General features: G+C 46.0%; 13 protein-coding genes. 5 read left to right on the top strand and 8 right to left on the bottom strand.

Translation table 11 applies throughout. The features are described 5' to 3' along the window. Positions 1–706 precede the first annotated feature (706 nt). A complete protein-coding gene (locus ACYPWY_RS12635) occupies positions 707–3,748 on the top strand; it encodes a sialate O-acetylesterase (RefSeq protein ID WP_459685892.1) in 3,042 nt (1,013 codons plus the stop codon). A gap of 12 nt (positions 3,749–3,760) precedes the next feature. Next, the gene (locus tag ACYPWY_RS12630) at positions 3,761–6,799 is read left to right on the top strand and encodes a sialate O-acetylesterase (RefSeq protein ID WP_459685891.1); all 3,039 of its coding nucleotides are present in this window, start codon (positions 3,761–3,763) and stop codon (positions 6,797–6,799) included. Positions 6,800–7,113: 314 nt separating this feature from the next. On the opposite strand, the gene ACYPWY_RS12625 is transcribed toward ACYPWY_RS12630, so the two are convergent. The 3 genes from ACYPWY_RS12625 to ACYPWY_RS12615 all read right to left on the bottom strand — a co-directional run bounded on the left by ACYPWY_RS12625 (position 7,114) and on the right by ACYPWY_RS12615 (position 9,815). Further along, positions 7,114–7,632, bottom strand: coding sequence for a LutC/YkgG family protein (locus ACYPWY_RS12625; protein ID WP_459685893.1), 519 nt, complete (start codon positions 7,630–7,632; stop codon positions 7,114–7,116). Between the two features lie 69 nt (positions 7,633–7,701). Beyond that, complete coding sequence (locus tag ACYPWY_RS12620) at positions 7,702–9,078, bottom strand: lactate utilization protein B (RefSeq protein ID WP_459685890.1); 1,377 nt, start codon at positions 9,076–9,078, stop codon at positions 7,702–7,704. Further along, positions 9,075–9,815, bottom strand: coding sequence for a (Fe-S)-binding protein (locus tag ACYPWY_RS12615; RefSeq protein WP_459685889.1), 741 nt, complete (start codon positions 9,813–9,815; stop codon positions 9,075–9,077). Before ACYPWY_RS12615 ends, ACYPWY_RS12620 begins: the two co-directional genes overlap by 4 nt. A 170-nt stretch (positions 9,816–9,985) precedes the next feature. Here ACYPWY_RS12615 and panB point away from each other — a divergent pair, with 170 nt between their 5' ends. Further along, entirely contained in the window at positions 9,986–10,804 is an 819-nt protein-coding gene (panB, locus tag ACYPWY_RS12610; RefSeq protein WP_459685888.1) for a 3-methyl-2-oxobutanoate hydroxymethyltransferase, read from the top strand. A gap of 96 nt (positions 10,805–10,900) precedes the next feature. Then, positions 10,901–14,299, top strand: coding sequence for a PA14 domain-containing protein (locus ACYPWY_RS12605; RefSeq protein WP_459685887.1), 3,399 nt, complete (start codon positions 10,901–10,903; stop codon positions 14,297–14,299). A 272-nt stretch (positions 14,300–14,571) separates the two neighbouring features. On the opposite strand, the gene ACYPWY_RS12600 is transcribed toward ACYPWY_RS12605, so the two are convergent. The 3 genes from ACYPWY_RS12600 to ACYPWY_RS12590 all read right to left on the bottom strand — a co-directional run bounded on the left by ACYPWY_RS12600 (position 14,572) and on the right by ACYPWY_RS12590 (position 16,425). Next, positions 14,572–15,336, bottom strand: a complete 765-nt coding sequence (locus ACYPWY_RS12600; protein WP_459685886.1) for a hypothetical protein — start codon at positions 15,334–15,336, stop codon at positions 14,572–14,574. A gap of 4 nt (positions 15,337–15,340) precedes the next feature. Next, a complete protein-coding gene (locus ACYPWY_RS12595) occupies positions 15,341–15,844 on the bottom strand; it encodes a hypothetical protein (RefSeq protein WP_459685885.1) in 504 nt (167 codons plus the stop codon). An 83-nt stretch (positions 15,845–15,927) separates the two neighbouring features. After that, entirely contained in the window at positions 15,928–16,425 is a 498-nt protein-coding gene (locus ACYPWY_RS12590) for a terminase small subunit (protein WP_459685884.1), read from the bottom strand. Between the two features lie 938 nt (positions 16,426–17,363). Between ACYPWY_RS12590 and ACYPWY_RS12585 the strand changes: the two genes are divergently transcribed. Next, entirely contained in the window at positions 17,364–18,080 is a 717-nt protein-coding gene (locus ACYPWY_RS12585; RefSeq protein WP_459685883.1) for a histidine phosphatase family protein, read from the top strand. Here the strand turns inward: ACYPWY_RS12585 and ACYPWY_RS12580 are convergent. Then, a complete protein-coding gene (locus ACYPWY_RS12580; protein ID WP_459685882.1) occupies positions 18,075–18,863 on the bottom strand; it encodes a DUF268 domain-containing protein in 789 nt (262 codons plus the stop codon). The two genes, ACYPWY_RS12585 and ACYPWY_RS12580, sit on opposite strands and share 6 nt — an antisense overlap. A gap of 129 nt (positions 18,864–18,992) precedes the next feature. Then, complete coding sequence (locus ACYPWY_RS12575; RefSeq protein WP_459685881.1) at positions 18,993–20,222, bottom strand: IS4 family transposase; 1,230 nt, start codon at positions 20,220–20,222, stop codon at positions 18,993–18,995. Positions 20,223–20,378: the final 156 nt, after the last annotated feature.

Below are 20,378 nucleotides of genomic sequence, written 5' to 3'. Positions count from 1 at the left end.
AATAGCGAAAGCATTCAAAGCAGTCGTCAAATGTAATGTGTTTTTATTACATAACAAGTGATTTTGTGAAAAAAAGTTGAAAATGCGATTGAAAAGGTAGGAATGTATAATTGTTGGTAAGAATTCAAAGCTCAGCCCTGTGCGCAATCATCCTCACCCCCGGCCCCTCTCCATCTTGGAGAGGGGAGGGAGCGCTTTTTGAGATTTTGTTATGTCGCTATTGTCGTTGTCTTTGCGGGCTCCGACCCGCAATCCCCTTATGCAATATTCGGGCAGACACACAGGTCTGCCCCTACACCCAATTGTGTAGAGACGTGGCGTGCCACGTCTCTACTGAGAGGTTCTGCAATGTACGGGATTTGTGCCATGCACGGTGGATTGCGGGTCAGGGCCCGCAATGACAGTTGAACGGAGAAAATTATTTGCGAAAATCCGCGTAATCTGCGTAATTTGCGTTCTCTGTGTGTCGGGCGAGCGAACCTCGCCCCTACGCGGATTCAATTTCCTTGTTCGCCGTGGCTGACTTATTGTAGAATGTACATTAATGTAGCCGTCTATATTCCAACAATCCGAACGGTACTTATTGTAGAATTATGGTTGGTTTGTGTTATTAATTTCAGTTTAATAAAATATTAATACGAAATTAATAGATAGTCTTTCAGAAAATTAATAATTGCCGCCTACATTTGCAAAAAAAATAATACCCATGAAAATGAATACTCTAAAATTACAACTGTGTTTTGTGTTGTTTTGCATTTCGCTTTGTGCGTCGGCAAACGACATTTATCTTTCATCCTCAGGTAATAACAGCAACGATGGCTTAACTGCCGGAACAGCCGTAGCCACCTTAACCAAAGCCTTGGACTTGATTCCAACAACCGGCAACGGACACATTATCAAGGTGTCGGGATTTATTGATATTTCGAAGGAGGTATCGAACAACGCCGGTATTCTTTGGAACAAGAAAGTTTATTTCAGCGTAGAGGGCGACTCAAAAGAAACGTCCGGCTTTGACGGGGGAAATGCTACACGCATCATTAATTTTCAGGACTTTACCGGAGAAGCTACATTCAAAAGCCTGACTATCAAAAACGGTTCGAGTACCGAAGGCGCGGCAATCAGAGTCGCCAATTCGAGCGGAACGGTGGCTTTGGACAACTGTATCATCAGCAATAACTCCACCACCACCACCGGCACCCTGCACGTAAACAAATCCAATGTAAACATCAGCAATTCCGAATTTACGAACAACAAGGCCCGACAGGGTGGGGCAGTCTATGCCAACGCCGATGCAAAATTGAATATAACATCTTCCTTGATAGCGGATAACGATCTTTCATCGGTAGCAAATTCTACCGGTGGCGCTATTTTCGTTACGGGAACAAATGGGGTTAGCATCGACAATTGTATCATCAAAAACAACAAAGCGCTGAACCAGGGCGGCGCTATCGTGATAAACGGCACAACAGCGGCCAACAACAAGCTTATAAGCATCACCAACACGCTGATAGCCGCCAACGAAACGGTAAACAGTGCAGGCGGCGGTATCTTTATCAATGACGGAACGGCAAACAATACCCTTCAGGCGCTGATTGTCAATTCTACATTGTATAAAAACCTGTCGAACAGTTATGGCGGGGGAATTTTTGTGTCGGGCGGTCAAACCGGCAGCTCGGTGAAACTGGTGAATACTACCATTGCCGAAAACCAGACACGGGGCAACGGCGGACACGGAGCGGGCATCAATTTTCGTGATTCAAAGAACCTGAAACGCTATATATATAATTGTATTTTAGAAGATAATACGGCCATTAACGGGGGAAATACGCAATATGGCGATATAACATCCAATTACAATTTCAACGACGGAGCCGAGGATTTTTTCCTGCGCAATTCGTATATAGGCCAGTTTGTAGCCGGTACATACACCGATTCGCCGGAATACAACAACAAAATAAGGTATGGAGCCACCAAGCTTGCCGGTTTGGCAACGCCCGGCGCCGATTACATCGCCTCGCAAAACAGCATTCCGTTGAACTTTGACTCGGATGCCATTGAGGGGGGAGATGCCAAATACCTCCGGGACGATTTGGGCATTTCTACCGACCAGTTGGGGAACGTACGCGCGTTCGTCAGCGATAGATGCGCCATAGGAGCCGTTGAAGTGTCGGCCCCATTTGCCATAGAACCCGACCCGCATACCTACGAGCATTTCATTATCTACGGACAAAGCCTTTCGATTGGCGACGAGTCGTATTATTCGTTATCAACCAACAATGTGGCTGGCAATTACATGATTGGCGACCAGGTGTGGATTAACTACGGAAACCGCACATTCGACAAGCTGAATCCGCTGGTTTCGACCAGCGCTTTCGCCGAACCAAGAATGGGCGAATGTCCGGTAACTGGCCTGGTCAATCATCTCAGGTTGAAACAAGCAAGCGAGTCTCCCGAAATAGATAACCGCTTCATAGCCACTTCCGCCGGAAAAGGAGGAGCCAGCATCGCTTCGCTATCGAAGGGGAACACCCTGTATTTCGACTATCCTGCCGCCCTGAAAGCCGCTTACAGCATAACCGCCAGAACGGGAAGCACAATCACTTGTCCGGCCATTTTCTGGATGCAAGGCGAGACTGATGCAGCCAACGAAACACCTAAAAACGACTACAAAGCCGCCTTGATGAAATTGAAGAACGATATGCAATCGGATGCAAAAAGCAAGTACAAACAGGCTAAGAATCCTGTTTTCTATACCTATCAATGTGTCGCCCAAAAAACCAGGGAAGCAGAAATCAGCAAGGCCTTATTAGAAGTTTCAAACGAAAACGAAGATGTTTTCTGTGTTGGCCCGGTTTATCCGGCAAGCGATTTTGGTATTCACCTCGATGGTAACGGCTATCGTTGGTTTGGAGAAATGATGGCGAAAGTTTATTACCGGACAAAGGTGCTGGGCGAAGACTTCAAACCGCTTCAGCCGAAAGAATTGTTGAGAGATGCATCGAATGCCAAACGTGTGATTGTGAAATTTTTGGTGCCGAAGTTGCCTCTGGTGCTGGATACCAATACGCTGACCAAAGTAACCGACTATGGTTTTGAAGTTTTCAACAACGGAGTTAAGCAAACGATAAGCAGTGTAACTATCGACGGCGATTGCGTGCTACTGACTTGCAGCAACAATTTGTCGGGAAAAATAGAGGTTTCGTATGCCGGAACAACTGCCAGCTGGCGCGGGCATGGAAATCTGAGAGACAGCGATGATTATCCCTCATTCTTCAACTACGAAAATCCCGATTTGAAAGATGGAGAAGGCAACTTTGTTTTCCCTCATTGTGGCGAAAAAGCATCGCTTACTCCCACCAACGGATTTCCGAAAGATGCCAACGGACAATCTATTTTTGGAAAACCTTATCCGCTCTACAATTTTTCGGTAACTTTCTTCTATTCAATACCCGAAGGAGAGGATAATTATGAAGCGCCCCTGAATGGAATTGAATCGGGTATCAATTCGGCTAAGAGCGGCAACGATATTAAAATCTCGCAAACCGGTTCAACCTTGCAGGTGGCTGTTTCCGATGCCAAGCCTGTTTCGATTGACTTGTTCGGCATATCGGGCGGACTTGTTAAGAATTTAGAGAACGGAATACTGGCCAGAAAAAGCTACAATTTGTCGGGCTTGACTGCCGGTATCTACATTGTCAGAGTTCAATCGGCCAACGAAACAAAAGTGCAAAAGATAATATTGAATTAATCACTCATAAACATGAAAAATATATTTAAACTGGCGACCTGCCTTGTATTGTTTTGCCTTTCGCTTGCTGTGTCGGCCAACGACATCTATCTTTCGCCGTCGGGGAATAACGACAACGATGGCTCAACACCCGAAAAAGCAGTCGCAAGCTTAACCAAAGCCTTGGATCTTGTTCCGGCTACAGGAAGCGGATGCACGATTAAAGTTTCGGGATTTATTGACATGTCGAAAGAAATAGCAGATAACGCGGGCATTCTTTGGACAAAGAAAGCTTATTTTACTATCGAAGGCGATTCAAAAGAGAACTCCGGCTTTGATGGCGGAAATAAGACGCGCGTTATCAATTTTCAAGGATTTACGGGCGAAGCTACCTTCAAGAATCTGACCGTTAAAAACGGATACAGTAACGAAGGCGGAGCAATCAGGGTATTGAACTCGACCGGAATAGTAAACTTTGAGGATTGCATTTTCACCAGTAACGTATCCACCTCAACCGGAACGCTGCATATCTATCGCTCTACCGGAAACATCTGGAACTGCGAGTTTAGAAATAACAAGGCTCCAAAAGGAGGCGGAGTTCATGCCGGTGTTGACTCTAAAGTGAATATGAAATTTTGTTTGATAGAAAACAACGACCTGACCACCGTTGCAAGTTCTTCGGGAGGAGGGATTTACATTAATATTACCAACGGTTTTTCGGCCGATCAATGTATCGTCAGAAACAACAAAGCCTTGCTGCAAGGCGGTGGCATAACCATAAACAACACAACGGCGGCCAATAGCAATATCGTAAAGATAACAAACTCGCTAATCGCCAACAACGAATCGACTACCAGCGGCGGAGGCGGTATTTTTATAAATGACGGAACAGCAGCCTATAGTCTTCAGGTTCAGGTTGTAAATACTACCATTTACGGTAATACGGCAAGCGCTTACGGTGGCGCTGTTTTTGTGTCGGGCGGCCAGACTGGCAGTTCGGTGCAGCTGGTGAATAACACGATTGTGGAAAATAAAACGAAAGGCAATGCCGGACACGGGCCGGGCATTTCGTTCCGCGACTCAAAAAACCTGAAGCGCTATGTATATAATTGTATTATTGAGGATAACAGCGCTACGACCGGTGGCCTGTATGCCGATATAACGACCAATTACGATTACAATAGCGAGGGAGACGATTTCTTTCTGCGTAATTCCTTTGTTGGCTCGTTCAGCGGATCGGCGACCTATACCGACCAGGTTTTGTTCAACAATACACTGAACTATGGAACTACCCAAGCGGCCGGTTTAGCCAAGCCTTATGCCGGTTACATCGCCTCGCAGAACAGCATTCCGCTGACCGATAATTCGGATGCCATAACTAAAGCTGATGCACAATACCTGAAAGATTTGAAAGTATATACCGACCAGTCGGGAAAAATACGAACCTTTACGGATGAAAAATGTGCCGCCGGAGCTGTTGACCCATCGCTGTCGGACAAAGAATATGTTGATTTGTACCAGCATTTCATCATGTACGGACAGAGTTTGTCGGCAGGAGAACAATCTTATCCGCCCTTGTCGGTGGACAATGTGGAAGGGAACTACATGATTGGAAGTCAGGTATGGATCAACTACGGACATCCTGCCGCCGATTTGGTGAAATTCAATCCGCTGGTAGCAAATATTGCCGGATCGAAAGCGACAACAGACCTCAATTACAATTCTATTGGCGATAACCCGGTAGTTGGGGCGGTCAATCATATCCAGCTGAAAACAAAAGGGACGGAATATGCCTCCAAAATGCTGGCAACTTCCTGCGGAACAGGCGGAACAGCGATAGAACAACTCTCCAAATCAACGGGTACTCTCTATGGTAATCAGGCGCTGTTGGCAATGAACAGTGCAGCAACTATTGCCGGGCAATCCATGACAAAAATAGTTTGCCCCGCTATTTTCTGGATGCAGGGAGAGAGCAACTGTGTAGCAAACACAAATGGATATACCACGTCAAAAGATGAATACAAAGCCTTGATGGTTCAGCTGAAAAATGATATGCAGAACGACGCTGTCAGCAAATACAGACAGGCGGAAAAACCGGTGTTCATCACCTACCAGACAAGCGGTCAATTTCTTCGGAATTTCTACGACCTGCCTATCGCCATGGCTCAATTAGAGGCCAGCAACGAATACGATGACATAATATGTGCAGGCCCCGTATATCCGGGTACGCTACCCACATCGGGCGCTCATCTGAATTCAAATGGTTACAGGTGGTACGGCGAAATGCTTGGCAAAGTGTATTACAAAACGCAGATACTGAAGGAAGAATTCAAACCTTTGCACCCCATTGGGTATTACAGCACAGACAATCAGGATGAAATAAAGATTCAATTCCATGTGCCATATCCGCCTTTGGTATTGGACGAACGCCTGATTGCCAAAAGAACGGGCAATGGTTTTGAAGTAAAACTGAATAACGCAAAAGTTACGGTAAGCAAAGTTACAATTGCCGGAGATTGCGTGGCGCTGAAATTGAGCAAAAAAATAGCTCAAACGGATGCCATCGAAATCAGCTATGCCGGTATCGACATCCAATCGGGAAATCTGAGGGACAGCGATCCGTATAGCGCATTTTACAAGTACGAAGATTTGGATAAAAAAACAGGGTCCGGTGATTTCTATTATCCACGGCTGAATAATTTAACCCTTCGTCCTCGGGAAGAACCCAAAAATGCCGCTGGACAAGTAATCTACGACCAGCCCTATCCGCTGTATAACTTCTGTGTGGCATTCTATAAGAAAATAGATGCAGGCGGTTTGCACAGCGATGTAGGCATTTCGCAAGTAAAGAAAGCCGATTCCCCGTTTGCATACGTCTATGATTCCTGCTTGTTTATAGATGCAAAAAGTAATCAGGTAAACAAAGTTGAACTCTTCGATGTTTCGGGATTGAAGGTCAAGGAGTTTGCAGACAATCAAGCCAAATACCCGATTGATACGCTACCGGATGGCTTGTACATCACCCGCATCTCGACCAGTGAAGGTGTATATACGGCCAAGATGGTGAAATAATAGCCCCTTTTATACCCGTGGGGCTGTCTCGAAAGAACGCAAATTACGCAGATTACGCGAATTATCGCAATTTATTTATTGTTGAATTTCAATTAAATAAGAAAAAGATATAGTGGTTTATTTGCGTAAATTTGTGTAATCTGCGTAATTCGCGTTCTTTCGAGACAGCCTCGTTGCCGCGAATGAAGTGTTTTGAAAAATGGTAATTTTGATAGCCGTAAGGCTAAGGCTGAAAGGCTTTCAGCCTTAAACCCGCGGCAATGCTTCCGCCTACGCCGAACTTAGCCTCCCCTATGGGGAGGATGGAGGGGCTTTTACCTCAATATAACAATCACCCCCTTGGCCCCATGTGCGCCGACAACCAGCGCCTGTTCTATATCGGCAGTCTTCGAGGGGCCTGAGATAAATACGCCGAATCCTTTGTCGCTGAATGGAATTTGCTTGTATGCTTCGTGCATGTTGTTGACTAACTTATCTTTATCCAGCAGAATAACCAGGTATTCGGAGATGAAGTAAACTACTTTTTGCCGTACATTCTGCGGTATCCAAACGCAGCCGTTTTCGGCCACGCCAACTTCGGCCTGTACAATCGACAAATCGGTCCCGTTCAGTTCGTGCGGGTCGGCGATGCTGTCGGGGTTTAGTGTGGCAATGCTTATTTCGGGCAGGTTGGAGGCGATTGTTTTGGCTTCGGGATAGAGGCTTTTTATTATATCGTTGACATTCTCTCCTGCTTCCAACACGATGGCGTCGCCGCCTACCGATTTGCTTACCTCAATAAATTTAGCGATTTTGTCGGCAAATTGTATGCCGGTTATGTTTATCTCGGGCATATCGTATTGGGCGCTGATATGCCGTTTTACGTTGTTTAATATATCTTCTTTGCTACTCATGGCTTTTTTTTATTTAGCGTTTTGAACTTTCCCCTTTTTCCACAAGGCGGAAAAAGATTCACCGGCAAATTGGGGCAATTCCCGCCCTTTTCCCCACTCATTCAGTCCGTTGTAGAGCGCAAAACGAGGTGCATGATTGACAATGGGCGCCAGCTTCAATCCGGTCTTGAACAATGAAGGATGCTGGAATAAGAATTTCATCCCCACCGACATCACTTTCTTCATCTTGTCGGCTTTGTGCAACGAGTCGAGGTCTTGCCGCCACTTATATATCTGATTGCCCAGGTCTATTTTGGCCGGACATACATTGTTGCACGAAAAGCAAAGCGAACAGGCCGATACATTGTCGAAGTATTCCTCCGGCGATTTCAACATTCCCAGATTGACGCCAATAGGCCCCGGAATGAAGTAAGTGTAGGAATATCCGCCACTTCGGCGATACACCGGACAGGTATTCATGCAAGCCCCGCAGCGGATGCATTTCAGGGTTTGAATATGGTCGTCGTTGCTCAGTATTTCGCTCCGTCCGTTGTCCACAATTACCAGATGCATTTCGCTCCCTTCCCTTGGCTTGCGGAAGTGCGAAGTGTAGGCGGTTGAGGGTTGACCGGTGGCCGATCGCGCCAATAAGCGGGTATATACCGACAAGGAATTGAGGTCGGGAATCACCTTCTCCATACCCATCGACACAATATGTAGCTTGGGCAGCGATGTGCCCATATCGGCATTGCCTTCGTTGGTGCAAACAACAATATCGCCGGTAGCCGCAACGCCAAAGTTTGCCCCGGTCATACCGGCATCGGCGGTCAGAAATTCCTGCCTCAGGTGTGCGCGTGCTGCCCGGGTGAGGTAGGTTGGGTCGCTGTTTCCTTTTTCTGTTCCCAGTTTTTCTTCAAAGAGATGTCCCACTTCCTGCCGTTTCATGTGGATGGCCGGCATCACAATGTGGCTGGGCGGCTGGTTCAGCAACTGAAGGATGCGTTCGCCCAGGTCGCTCTCCACCACATCTATTCCTCTCTCAATCAGGTAAGGATTCAGATGGCATTCTTCCGTGAGCATCGATTTGCTTTTCACCAGCTTCTTCACCTGATGTTCCGCCAGTATTTTATAGACAATATCGTTGTGCTCGCGGGCATCTTTTGCCCAATGTACAATAATGCCGTTTTTTTCGGCATTGGTGGCAAACAGGTCGAGGTAGTGGTCGAGGTGGCTCACCGTGTGCATCTTTATTTTGCTGGACAAATCCCTCAGTTCTTCCCATTCGGGAATATACATGGCCATCCTGTCCCTTTTTTCGCGGACAAACCACAGCGTTTCGTTATGCCATGCAGCCTGTTCTTTGTTTCCTAAAAAACGGTTGGCTGCTTTTGTATGTTTTGTACTCATAGTCCTGCCGATAAAATTTGTATTACATGAATAGTCTTGATGGGGAACTTTTCTCTTTCGATAATTCCCGTCATGTGCATCAGGCACGAACTGTCGGCTCCGGTAATGTATTCGGCTCCGGTGGCGATATGGTTCTTTATTTTATCCTGACCCATGCACACCGAAACGCCGGGTTCTTCAACCGAAAACATTCCGCCGAATCCGCAGCATTCGTCCACTTTTTTTGGCTCAAATACTTCAATGCTTTCTACTTTGGACAGGAGGTCTTTGATTTTTGAATAGCGCGGAATATTTAATTCGCTCGCCGCCGAAAGATTTAACTCCCTCACCCCGTGGCAGCTATTGTGCACGCTCACTTTGTGCGGGAATTTCCCCGGAAGTTTATCAACTTTCAGTATGTCGTGTAAAAATTCGCATACATCGTATATTTTGCCGCTTGTCTGGCACAAATGCCCCTCTTTTTCCAGTATCGAAGGGAAATTTTCTTTCACAAAAGCGACGCAGCTGGCCGATGGTCCCACAATGTAATCGTATTCGCCGAATTGTTTTTCAAATTGTTTGGCCAAAGGAAGCGATTTGCCTTCAAATCCGGCATTTGCCATAGGTTGTCCGCAACAGGTTTGGTCGAGAGGGTAATCGGGATCAACACCCAAGTGTTTGAGTAACTTGTAGGTAGCAACGCCCACTTCGGGGTAGATGGCGTTGACGTAACAAGGAATAAATAGTCCTATTTTCATTTTCTAACTAAGGTTTTTCAGTGGTTGTTTCGTAATAGCCGCGCAAGGTAGAAAAAAGTTTTGAGAAAATTTATTTCCGGTAGGAAAAAATGTGATATATTTAACGCCTCAAAATACCACACTACTAAAAAAATACATACATTTGTCCGATCAAAATAAACGTAAAAGCAATGTCAACATACACCGAAGACACTAGAAAAGTTACAACACATCGCCTGATTGAAATGAAACAGCGGGGCGAAAAAATTGCCATGCTCACATCCTACGATTATTCCATGGCGAGCATTGCCGATCAGGCAGGCTTGGATGTTATCCTTGTGGGCGATTCGGCTTCAAACGTAATGGCGGGTAATATAACCACCCTCCCGATGACGCTCGACCAAATGATTTACCACGGAAAATCGGTTGTGAATGGGGCAAAACGTGCACTGGTAGTCGTAGATATGCCCTTCGGCACCTGCTCGGGCAACCCCGGAAAATCCTTGGAGGCCGCTATCCGCATAATGAAAGAAACCGGCGCTGATGCACTGAAAATAGAAGGCGGAAAAGAAATAATTGCCGACATCAAAAAAATTATAGATGCCGGCATACCCGTAATGGGACATTTAGGCCTGATGCCGCAATCAATAAACAAATACGGAACATACAACGTGCGGGCAAAGGACGAAAAAGAGGCGCATAAGCTGATTGACGACGCTTGCCTGCTGGAAGAAACCGGCTGTTTTGCCGTCGTTCTCGAAAAAATTCCGGCAGATTTAGCCAAACAAGTAACCCAAAAAACAAGCATTCCCACCATCGGAATAGGAGCAGGTATGCATACCGACGGGCAGGTGCTGGTGATACACGACATGCTGGGCATCAACAAAAATTTTTCGCCCAAATTCCTGCGCCGTTACGCCGATTTATTTACGGTGATGACCGGTGCTGTACAAGGATACATCAAAGACGTAAAATCAGGAGATTTTCCTAATCAGAGCGAATCGTATTAAAGCCCCTCCAAGCCTGCCCGTAGGGAAGGATCAGAAATTCCCCGAAGGGGGATTCAGGGGGCTGATTTAACAATAGCTATTAAACTTTAATCCATCATGAAAAAACGAATTTCATCTCTTATTCTCATTTCTGTTTTGTTTTGCATGTCCGTTTCTTTGGTCGGACAGAATAAAAATGCTGAAGGCCGTACTGCGATAAACTTGTCGGGCGCCGGTTGGCGGTTGTGTCTGGACAAAGAAGCCAGTTGGAAAAACGACAAACTCTATTTGCCGGATGAGGCGAAAGATTTATCGAAACTGCCGGTAAATGCACCCACAGGCGGTTGGAATGTGCTGAACGAATCGGCAGGCCTCAGCGTGAGCGTCCCCGGCACGGTTGAAGAATACCTGACGACCTCCGATTATCCCCGGCCCGAAAATTTTGTGGGCGTAAGCTGGTGGTTTCGCACACTGGAAATACCGGCTGAGCTTAAAGACAAACGCTTTATTATCAGCTTTGAATCGGTAAGGATGCGCGCCGAAGTGTATCTTGATGGCCAACTGGTTGCCTACGACCTTATTGGCGAATCTCCTTTTCAGGCCGATATAACCGGCGCTGTGCGTGCCGGTCGGCAACAAACCCTGGCTGTTCGGGTAACAAACCCCGGCGGAAACTTCCATTGGCAGGATTTCGACAGGCTGAAGTGGAACGAAAACCTGATTCCTCCCGGACGAGGATTCGGCGGAATTATCGGGCGGGTGAAGCTCGAAGCGGTTTCGCCCTTGTATATTTCGGATATTTACATGCAGAATACGCCTGCCATTACAAAGGTAAATGCCATTGTTTCGGTGAATAATCTGTCTTCGTCTCCCCTGAAAAGAGATGTTGAGCTACTGGTAAAAGAAAAGGCCAATCCAAGTAAAATTGTATTCAGGCAACAACTAAATAAAGAGGCGTTTGCCAAGGGAGAACGGACGCTGACTATTCCGGTAAACGTCCCCGATGCCAGATTGTGGGATTTGGATAAACCCAATCTGTACGTTTGCGAAATTCTGTTGAAAGACGGTAAACAAGTGGCCGACAGCGATAAGGAAACATTCGGATTCCGCTGGTTTGCACCCGAAGGCATTGGTCAGGATGCTGTTCTACGGCTGAACGGACGGCGAATAATGCTTCGCACAGCCATCAGTTGGGGTTATTGGCCGGTAACAGGCCTGATAGCTACGCCCGAAATGGCGGAAAGACAGGTTACAACCGCCCGGAATCTGGGCTTGAATATGCTTAATTTTCACCGCAGCATCGGAAGTCCTGTTGTGCTGGAAAAGGCGGACGAAGCAGGATTCTTGTATTTCGAGGAACCGGGTTCTTTTCACTCGGCCAATCACGACCCATTTATCCAGGCAATTGTGAATGAGAAACTGCAACGAATGGTTCGCCGCGATCGCAGCCACCCCAGCTTGATAATCTACAACCTGATAAACGAGTTCGGCGGAGTACTGTCGCGGGATAAGGAACTGGTGGAGAAACGGATGAAAGACATGCAGATTGCCCACGCCATAGACCCCAGCCGCGTGATGACCTTTACATCGGGATGGGCAGGCAAAGAAGACAGCGAGGAAGATTCAAAGGCGCATTTGCGACCTTTCGACGAAACGTTGTACCGTAGAGGCTGGTTCGACAACCATCGTGCAGGCGGCCCCGAAACATGGTTGGAGGAGTATTATAAAAGTCCCGAAGAAAACCTGATGTACACCAACAACCGGACGGAAATTTATATGCGGGGAGAAGAAGGAGCCATCTCAACCCCTCCGCGCATCGAAAAAATAAACGAAGAAATTGCTACAACGCATATTACCGGTTGGGACGGGAAGTTCTGGCAAACTCAATACAAGGCATTTGAAAAACTGTTCGGGAAGAAAAACCTGAAGCCTTATTTCGGGACAATAGATGCATTAACCCGCTCGATGGGAAATGTACAACTCGAGCATCAGGGAAGACGTATTCAGGGAATGCGGATGCAGAACACCGGCGATGTTTATGCCATAAACGGCTGGGAAGCCATGCCCTACGACAACCATTCGGGTATTGTGGATATTTACCGCAATCCGAAAGGCGATGCATCGGCGCTTTCCTACTATACCCAGCCCTTGTATGTGGCTGTTTCGCCCCGCAGTCAGATTGTGAAATTGCCCGGCAGTGTTCCGGTCGATTTCTATATCGTGAACGAGAAAGACCTGAAAGGTAATTATATTTTGCAAATTGCCGTAGTAACTCCTGATGGTCGGCAGGTGTATAAAGAGGAAAAAAAGGTGGACGTAGAGGGAGGAGAAACATTCGGTCAGTTGTTATGGGAAAATGCGATTCTGCCCCTGAACGGAACAGAGGGTATGTACAGCATCGAAGCCCGTTTATTGGACGCTTCCCGCAAAGTTCTGGCCGAGGGAAACGATAAAGCGCTTGGCGTTGACTGGAGCGGAAAGAACATCACCGGCAACGGAGCCTATTATGGCAAGGCGGACGATAAAGTGGCGGCATTCTATAAAAAAGAAACCGGCAAAGACTTGGCGGCATATAAGACCGGTTTGGGCAAACTGGACTGGATTATCGTTTCGCGTCCCTCGCTGGATGCACCCCAACTGATAGATGCGGCCTTCCTCAAAGACCTTCAACTCAAATTCTATAAGGATGATGATATGGGCGATTTGGCTTCCACACAAACCGATACGCGCATCGAACGAAATTTTGCCGAAGGCGCACAACCCGACCCGTCTGTTCCGGCCAATCAATCGTTTTCGGCAGTATGGGAGGGGAATATTCTTCCTGCCGAATCGGGGCAATATCTGATCGGCTTGAGTTCCAACCGTGGCATTCGATTATATATTGATGGACAACGCGTTATAGACGAATGGCACAACACAAAAGAAGTTTCGCTGCAACGTCCGGCAAGTCTTGAAGCAGGCAAGCCGGTTGCCATAAGGGTGGAATACCGTCAGATGCAAACTTCGGGAAACATTCAGCTGGAATGGTCGCGCCCGGGCACATCGGCCATTGCTCCCCAGGCGCTTATCGACCGGGTGAAGAACGATGGAACCACCCTGATTTTGCTGGAATCGGCAGACTCGTGGATGGAAATCGTTGCAGGGAATACCGGAGTTGAATACAAAGGCTCGTATGTTGTGGGTAAAAACTGGGTGGGTGGCATCCATTTTGTAAAAGATCACCCGCTGTTCAAAGGGTTGCCCGTCAATACCGCCCTGAACTGGCCATATCAAGCCTTGGTGCGTGATGGCGACCGCCGCACCGGATTCCGTATCGAAGGCGAGGAAATGGTTGTAGGCTCCTACCGGAGTACCCCATTCGAGTTGGGGACAGCTGTCGGAGTTATTCCATGCGGAAAAGGTAAAGTTATCTTCTCCACCCTGGATATAGCCAACAACCTGGATAACAGTTCCAATCCGGCAGAAGTGGCGAGAAAATTGTTGTGTAATTATATAAGTTATGCTACGCAAAAATAGAAGAATATAAACTGTAGAGGCTGCCTCATAAGAACGCCAGGGCAAACCTTGAAAAATTTTACTGCTTATGCCTTTCGGTAAAGTTGCTGATATGAGCAGGAGATTCCTCCCTTTGGTCGGAATGACGGTCTCCTTTTGGGGAGAGTGGATGAGGAAGCGGCGGCGAAGCCGCCGCTTCCTCATCCCTTAAACCACCAATGGGCGAGTCATTCCGACCAAAGGGAGGAATCTCATTCGTAACAGTAGTACTAAAATTTTAGGACTTCACTCGCTTATCTTCTGAAATTTATACCGATGCTGATGCCTAAAGCATTAACCGGTTTTCCTTTGGTAATTTCTTTTTCGCGGATTTCCTTTTTCTTGTCTCTGTAATAATCCTCTCTTGTGCTCCTGAACTCGGGTTTCGACCAGTATTGGCGGTAGGCGAGGCCTATAAACAGTTCCCGTTTGGGGTATATTGTGTAGGAGAATTTTGTTTCTCCGGTCATAAATCCAAGAAAAGTAAAGGGATTTTGACCTCCCCATGTATAGCTGAAAATATCGACATCGTTTTTCCCTTTTTCTTTCAGGTGGTAACTTATCTTGGCTGTGTTAAGGCTTTCAAAACCAGCGCCAAAATAAGGCGTTACTTTCCATCTTTTGTAGCGCATATTAAGGAATACGCCGGTAGCTATTCTCATCGACGGCACGTAGTTAATGCGCCTGTAAAATTCGGTATCTTTCAGGTAATAATTATCCAAATCAATATTGTTGAATATATTCAGGTAGTTTTCGCCCGATTCCATTTTGCTGCCATGACCGAAAACCATCGACAATTGTCCCCAAAGACCGGCAGATTTTGTTAGATGGTAATTGATTCGGGAAACCATATCCATTGATTCCTTGATTAAGGGATCGGCCAAACGCTTGTCCGGCGACCATTTGCCCAAAATGAAGTTCTGCTCCAAATAAGTATCAATGGATAACTTTTTTGATTGCGCCTGACAAACCTGCACAAGCACAAAAAAAATGAAAAACAGTGAAAACAGTCGCTTCATTGGGTCAGTACAACTTTACCGGACGGGTATTTTGTTCAATAATTGTTCCGTTACCTAAATACACGCATACCCTGAAAGAATGGATTCCGGGCTGTGGAGTATGGTGTAAAATAAATGTTCCGCCATACCATTTCAGCTCCGAGCTGTTTTCGGCAAACCTCCCATAAAGTGGCTTAAATAGCTTGGTAACATCGCTTCCGGCTAAATAGTTTTCGTCTAAATTGGTGTTACACAGTATCTTTTGTTCAATTATTGTATCCTTACAATTCTTGAAGTCGATTCGGCTGTAATCCGTCATATTGTCCAGGTTTCGTCCTACGTACAATATATCTATGGCATACGCTTCTTTCCGTATCGAATCGTCGGAGGCAAAAGGCTGTTCTCCTTCGTTGTTCATGTTCTTAACATCTATGCTTGTTAACCTCCACATAGGGTCATCGTCTTTGCACGACAATGCATTCGTCAGAAAACAGACGATGCTTAATCCCAAAAGTAATTTTGCCTTCATTAGCGTATGTGCATTTTGTGTAAGAAAATCCCTCTTATACTACATAGATGCAAAAACCTTCAAAAGGTTGCACGAAAATTCAATTATTTTTTTAGTTTTTTGCACAAAGCTTTTAATTCTTTTTTTGTTTCCTCATCAATGACCTCTATATTCAGCATAATTCCCTTATTCACAGTCGATTCTTCGTGTTCGTCTTTGATTTTCCGGTTGGTGATGGCTGTGTTAAACATCCCGAGACTGATGCCTTCAAATTGTTGGGTTTCGATAATATTTTCGATGCGTCCTATTGCTTCGGCAAATTCGCTGCTGCACGATTGCTTAAACTTGTTGAAGAAGCTTTGACTGCATCCCAGGTAGATGCATAATCCGCCCAGCGAATAAGGACGCACCACCGGCACGCTGATAATAGTGCCCATGCCTTGCCCCGACTTCACGGCTTCTTGCTTATACCAGGTATGCTTATCGCACCAGTCAAAATACTCGTATGCTGCTTGGAGTAACGACTCGGGCGACTCGAAGATAATATTCTTTTTGCGATTGTCCCGCGATTTCCAAAACTGATTTTCAGGAGGTGTTGCCATGTTTTTTAGTATATGATTTCTGTTATTATAGATAAAAAAGCACAGCTGTTGCCCCAGGGCAACCGCATGAAAAATTTTACTGCTTATGCCTTTCGGTAAAGTTGCTGATATGAGCAGGAGATTCCTCCCTTTGGTCGGAATGACGGTCTCCTTTTTGGGAGAGGGGATGAGGAAGTGGCGGCGAAGCCCCTCCAAACCTCCCCGTAGGGGAGGCTTTTGAAATCCCCCCTACGGGGGGTGGGGGGGCTTAGGGAGGAATCTCATCCGTAATAGTGGTTCTAAAATTGCCCCGAAGATGTGAACAGATTGTAAGCCGTTCAGCCTTAATTATTAAGCTACGATCATTAACCATTGTCCAGAAAAAAAATGTTGCATTTGAAGCATTTTTTGTTGAAATTATTTTACTTTTCAGCAGAAAACATATACTTTCGCAGATAGTAGGGCTAGACGTGAGTAATCAATCGTTGATGTCCTGCCTTAATGATAAGTACACTTGATACTTAACACAAAAAGTGCAAAACTCAAGAAGGAAGAAAAGACTACCAAGGAATCGGTAGTCTTTTTTTTAATACGCCGTAGTTAGAAAACCTCATTTTGGGGCTCATGCCGAAAATCTGGGGGGATGACAACTTTCAGCACAGAAGACACAAAACATGGGAACACAAATTACGCGGATTTTAGCAAATAATACGCTGTGTTTAGTCCCGCAGGGGACAACACTTTATTAACCGTATGCTTCAGCTTACGGATTGAAGGACAATACGGTAGCCTAAGCCCCGCATGGGGCGATACTTGATAGCGTGTCCATGTGTCGTCCCCTGCGGGACTAAACACATGATTTCGCGTTCTTCCTGTGGTTTGGCTATTTACCCCTTCCACATTTCCTTCATCCGCCAAAAAAGCCGTATCTTTGCAGCTCATAATTACTATAAAGCAACATGAGTTCTACCATTACATTTTACATTGCACGGCACGGAAAAACCTTGATGAACACCTTGGTAAGGGTACAGGGCTGGTGCGATTCGCCTTTGACACCCGAGGGGATTGAGATGGCCAGGTATTTGGGCGCCGGATTGCAGGACATCCGGTTTGAATCGGTATATACCAGCGATTTAAGACGATCGGGACAAACTGCCGGAATCGTACTCGCCGAACAGGGACAAACCGATTTGCCCATCATCGAAAAAGAAGGATTCCGCGAAGCTTGTTTCGGCAGCTTTGAAGCCGGTTCGGATACGAAAATGTGGGACGATGCCGCACAATTCCTCCACTACGCCAATCGCGCAGCAATGAATGCGGATTTACTGGCCCGGAAAATCTCCAACGAAGATATAATGCGCGCCATAACCGAACTCGACACCATGGGATTGGCCGAAACCTTCGGACAGGTAGAAGCCCGCACGCAGCAAACTTTGCGCGAAATAGCCGAAGAAAAATCGGCAGCGGGCGAAGATAAAAATGTGCTGATTATTGCCCACGGACTATGCATTGTTGTTATGCTCTACAATTTGGGCGGCAAAAACATGCCAAGCCTGTACATCGACAACGCCACCGTTTGCAAGCTAACCTACAAAGACGGCCTGTTTAATGTGGAGACAGTAGGCGATGCCGGTTATTTGAATAGAGGGCGCGAGCGGCTGAAAGCCAATTTATAACTTACGGAGTACAAAAATACCGCAGCCGAATTTACAACCGCAATTTTCGTTTATCATTGTTTCATCAAGTTGTACCTTCCGGTGGAAGTCGCCTTTATCGTCCACATACGAGAAAGATTCCAGCTGGTATTTGCCGTTGAAGTAATCGAGCAGGTACTTTATGCCGAAAACCCGGTGTCCGTTAAACTCTATCCGTTGCGTCCCGATTGGTGATGAGAAATAGAATATTCCGCCGGTTTTCAACATTTTATACATGTTGTTAAGCCCTTTTATATGACCGTCGGGGTCCAGCGGGTCGCCATAACGTCCAAGTCCGAAATGTTCGATGGCATGTAAAGACGATACGGAATCGCAATAGTCCGCCCACTTGAAATCGGAGGACATACAATCGGCCTGAACAAATTTCATATTCGGAATGCCGGAAGATGTTATTTCGCGGATGTCAAAAATCTCAATCTCGCGGTAAGCCGCCACATGCGCCACAAATCCATCTATGCGCGAACCAACGTCGGCGTGGCAAACCGGATTTGCCTTCGCAATTTCTTGAGCGACAAACAAGTCCTGATGGAAATAATGTCCCGAAGTACTGCCACCTTCCTCATAGCGGTCTGACAAGCAAGGGAAATTTCGTGTAATCTTAAAATCAGCGCCCTTGCCTTCGCGCTGTAACCGGACAAATTGGCGTTTAGATTTCAGAAACCACGGAATAGAACAAAGCCGACGAAATATCTTCCGCGGATAAAACCCGAAAATCAGCTGTACATTAATCAACGCATTCTTCATGCCACACAATATAAAATATCCACTACTAACCGACTAAAAATAAAAATTGCCATCATTTGTTTGTTAATTAATTGGCGTACAAATATATAAAAATAATTTTACAAAAAACAGAAAACCTACCCCCTTCATTCAAAAACAGGTTAATTGTATGTGTGTGGGGCTTTTGTTTCGGCGCTTTGTCCGTATAAAGTATGTCCGTCTGCCGTTTTCTACCACCCAGAATAAATCCAAATGGCTTATCAGGTGTATCCGTATCAGCGCTGCCACAGTCGAAAACGCCTTTTTGCTGATTGAGAGGCGGTTTATAACATTGAGCAGCAAATGTGCTATGAGTGTACACCATATTTGCGTCTTTATGCCGTTTTCGGTGTCGGAGTAGAAAAAATGCAACTGGAAGTTTTGTTTCAACTTCTTAAATACCAACTCTATCGTCCAGCGATATTTGTAAAGCAGAGCAACCTCTTCGCGCGTGATTTCCCAGTTATTGGTAATGAAGTGGTATATCCTTCCCTTGGAGTCTTTATAGGTTACTTTGCGTAAACAAAGCGTTTTTTCCTGCTTGTCTTTCCTGTAAGTCAAGTGGATATGTTCTTCTTTCAGGACTCCGGGCTTGTCTTTTACCGGTTCTGTTTCAAAAAGCGTTTCCTGAACGTGGTATCTGGCGTTTTTCTTCAAACGGCAAACAAAATTGACGCCCTTTTCCGTCCAGGCGTCAAACAGGGAATAGTAATTGTAAGCCCTGTCGAAAACGGCCATGCTGCCTGCGGGTAAATCCAGATACTTCAGGAATTTCTTGTCGTGCAGCTTGGCTTCGCTTATTTTGACAAATACGGCGGTGTCGGCATGTATATCGGTCAGCATGTGTACTTTCAGGCCGCCTTTTTTCTTTCCGTCATTTTTCGGGTTGCGTCCGGTACCTTTCATCACCTCCGAAAACAGCGTTATAGTGGTAGAATCGAATGCATAAAACTTTTCAAAGGATACATCTTCTTTCCGGCTGACCGACAAAACCGGCATGAAGTGTTCTATCAGCATGGTGTAAACGGCTTTGAAAAATGCCTCGTCCCTGTCGCGCAATCCATCACCAAAGGTGCTTTTGGCCGGAGAACAGTCCATGCCCAGGTAGTTCAGCTTGCCCCCCAAAGCCCGCATTCCATCGCATAATTCGCCAGCCGAATCACAACGGGAGAGTATCCCGAAGAGCATACTCAATAATTGTTCCCAGGATTTGAAGGTTTTATAATAACGGTCGCTACCGTGCTGCCTGACTAACAGGTTGAATTTTTCTTTCGGAATCATTTTTACTATTTGCTCAAAAATCGGCTGACCGACTAAATGTTTTTGACTATCGTTGCCCATAAGTTGTAAATTTTATTGCTTGCACAACAAATTTACAACTATTCGGGGATTATCTTTTTCGGGCTTAGTTTCATTTTTATTGGAGAGGCTTTATTTTTAGTCGGTCAGTAGTGGTTGATTGCGTAAAAAGAAACAAAAATGTGGGTATTTTTGTAG

Source organism: Viscerimonas tarda (assembly GCF_054601255.1).
The sequence above is the reverse complement of the archived record's forward strand: the minus strand, read 5'-3'. Positions and strand labels throughout refer to the sequence as shown.

Bases quoted from the DNA above. Each gene is read 5' to 3' on its own strand.
- ACYPWY_RS12635 (WP_459685892.1), top strand. From the start codon at position 707: ATGAAAATGAATACTCTAAAATTACAACTGTGTTTTGTGTTGTTTTGC.
- ACYPWY_RS12630 (WP_459685891.1), top strand. From the start codon at position 3,761: ATGAAAAATATATTTAAACTGGCGACCTGCCTTGTATTGTTTTGCCTT.
- ACYPWY_RS12625 (WP_459685893.1), bottom strand. From the start codon at position 7,632: ATGCCCGAGATAAACATAACCGGCATACAATTTGCCGACAAAATCGCT.
- ACYPWY_RS12620 (WP_459685890.1), bottom strand. From the start codon at position 9,078: ATGAGTACAAAACATACAAAAGCAGCCAACCGTTTTTTAGGAAACAAA.
- ACYPWY_RS12615 (WP_459685889.1), bottom strand. From the start codon at position 9,815: ATGAAAATAGGACTATTTATTCCTTGTTACGTCAACGCCATCTACCCC.
- panB (WP_459685888.1), top strand. From the start codon at position 9,986: ATGTCAACATACACCGAAGACACTAGAAAAGTTACAACACATCGCCTG.
- ACYPWY_RS12605 (WP_459685887.1), top strand. From the start codon at position 10,901: ATGAAAAAACGAATTTCATCTCTTATTCTCATTTCTGTTTTGTTTTGC.
- ACYPWY_RS12600 (WP_459685886.1), bottom strand. From the start codon at position 15,336: ATGAAGCGACTGTTTTCACTGTTTTTCATTTTTTTTGTGCTTGTGCAG.
- ACYPWY_RS12595 (WP_459685885.1), bottom strand. From the start codon at position 15,844: ATGAAGGCAAAATTACTTTTGGGATTAAGCATCGTCTGTTTTCTGACG.
- ACYPWY_RS12590 (WP_459685884.1), bottom strand. From the start codon at position 16,425: ATGGCAACACCTCCTGAAAATCAGTTTTGGAAATCGCGGGACAATCGC.
- ACYPWY_RS12585 (WP_459685883.1), top strand. From the start codon at position 17,364: ATGAGTTCTACCATTACATTTTACATTGCACGGCACGGAAAAACCTTG.
- ACYPWY_RS12580 (WP_459685882.1), bottom strand. From the start codon at position 18,863: ATGAAGAATGCGTTGATTAATGTACAGCTGATTTTCGGGTTTTATCCG.
- ACYPWY_RS12575 (WP_459685881.1), bottom strand. From the start codon at position 20,222: ATGGGCAACGATAGTCAAAAACATTTAGTCGGTCAGCCGATTTTTGAG.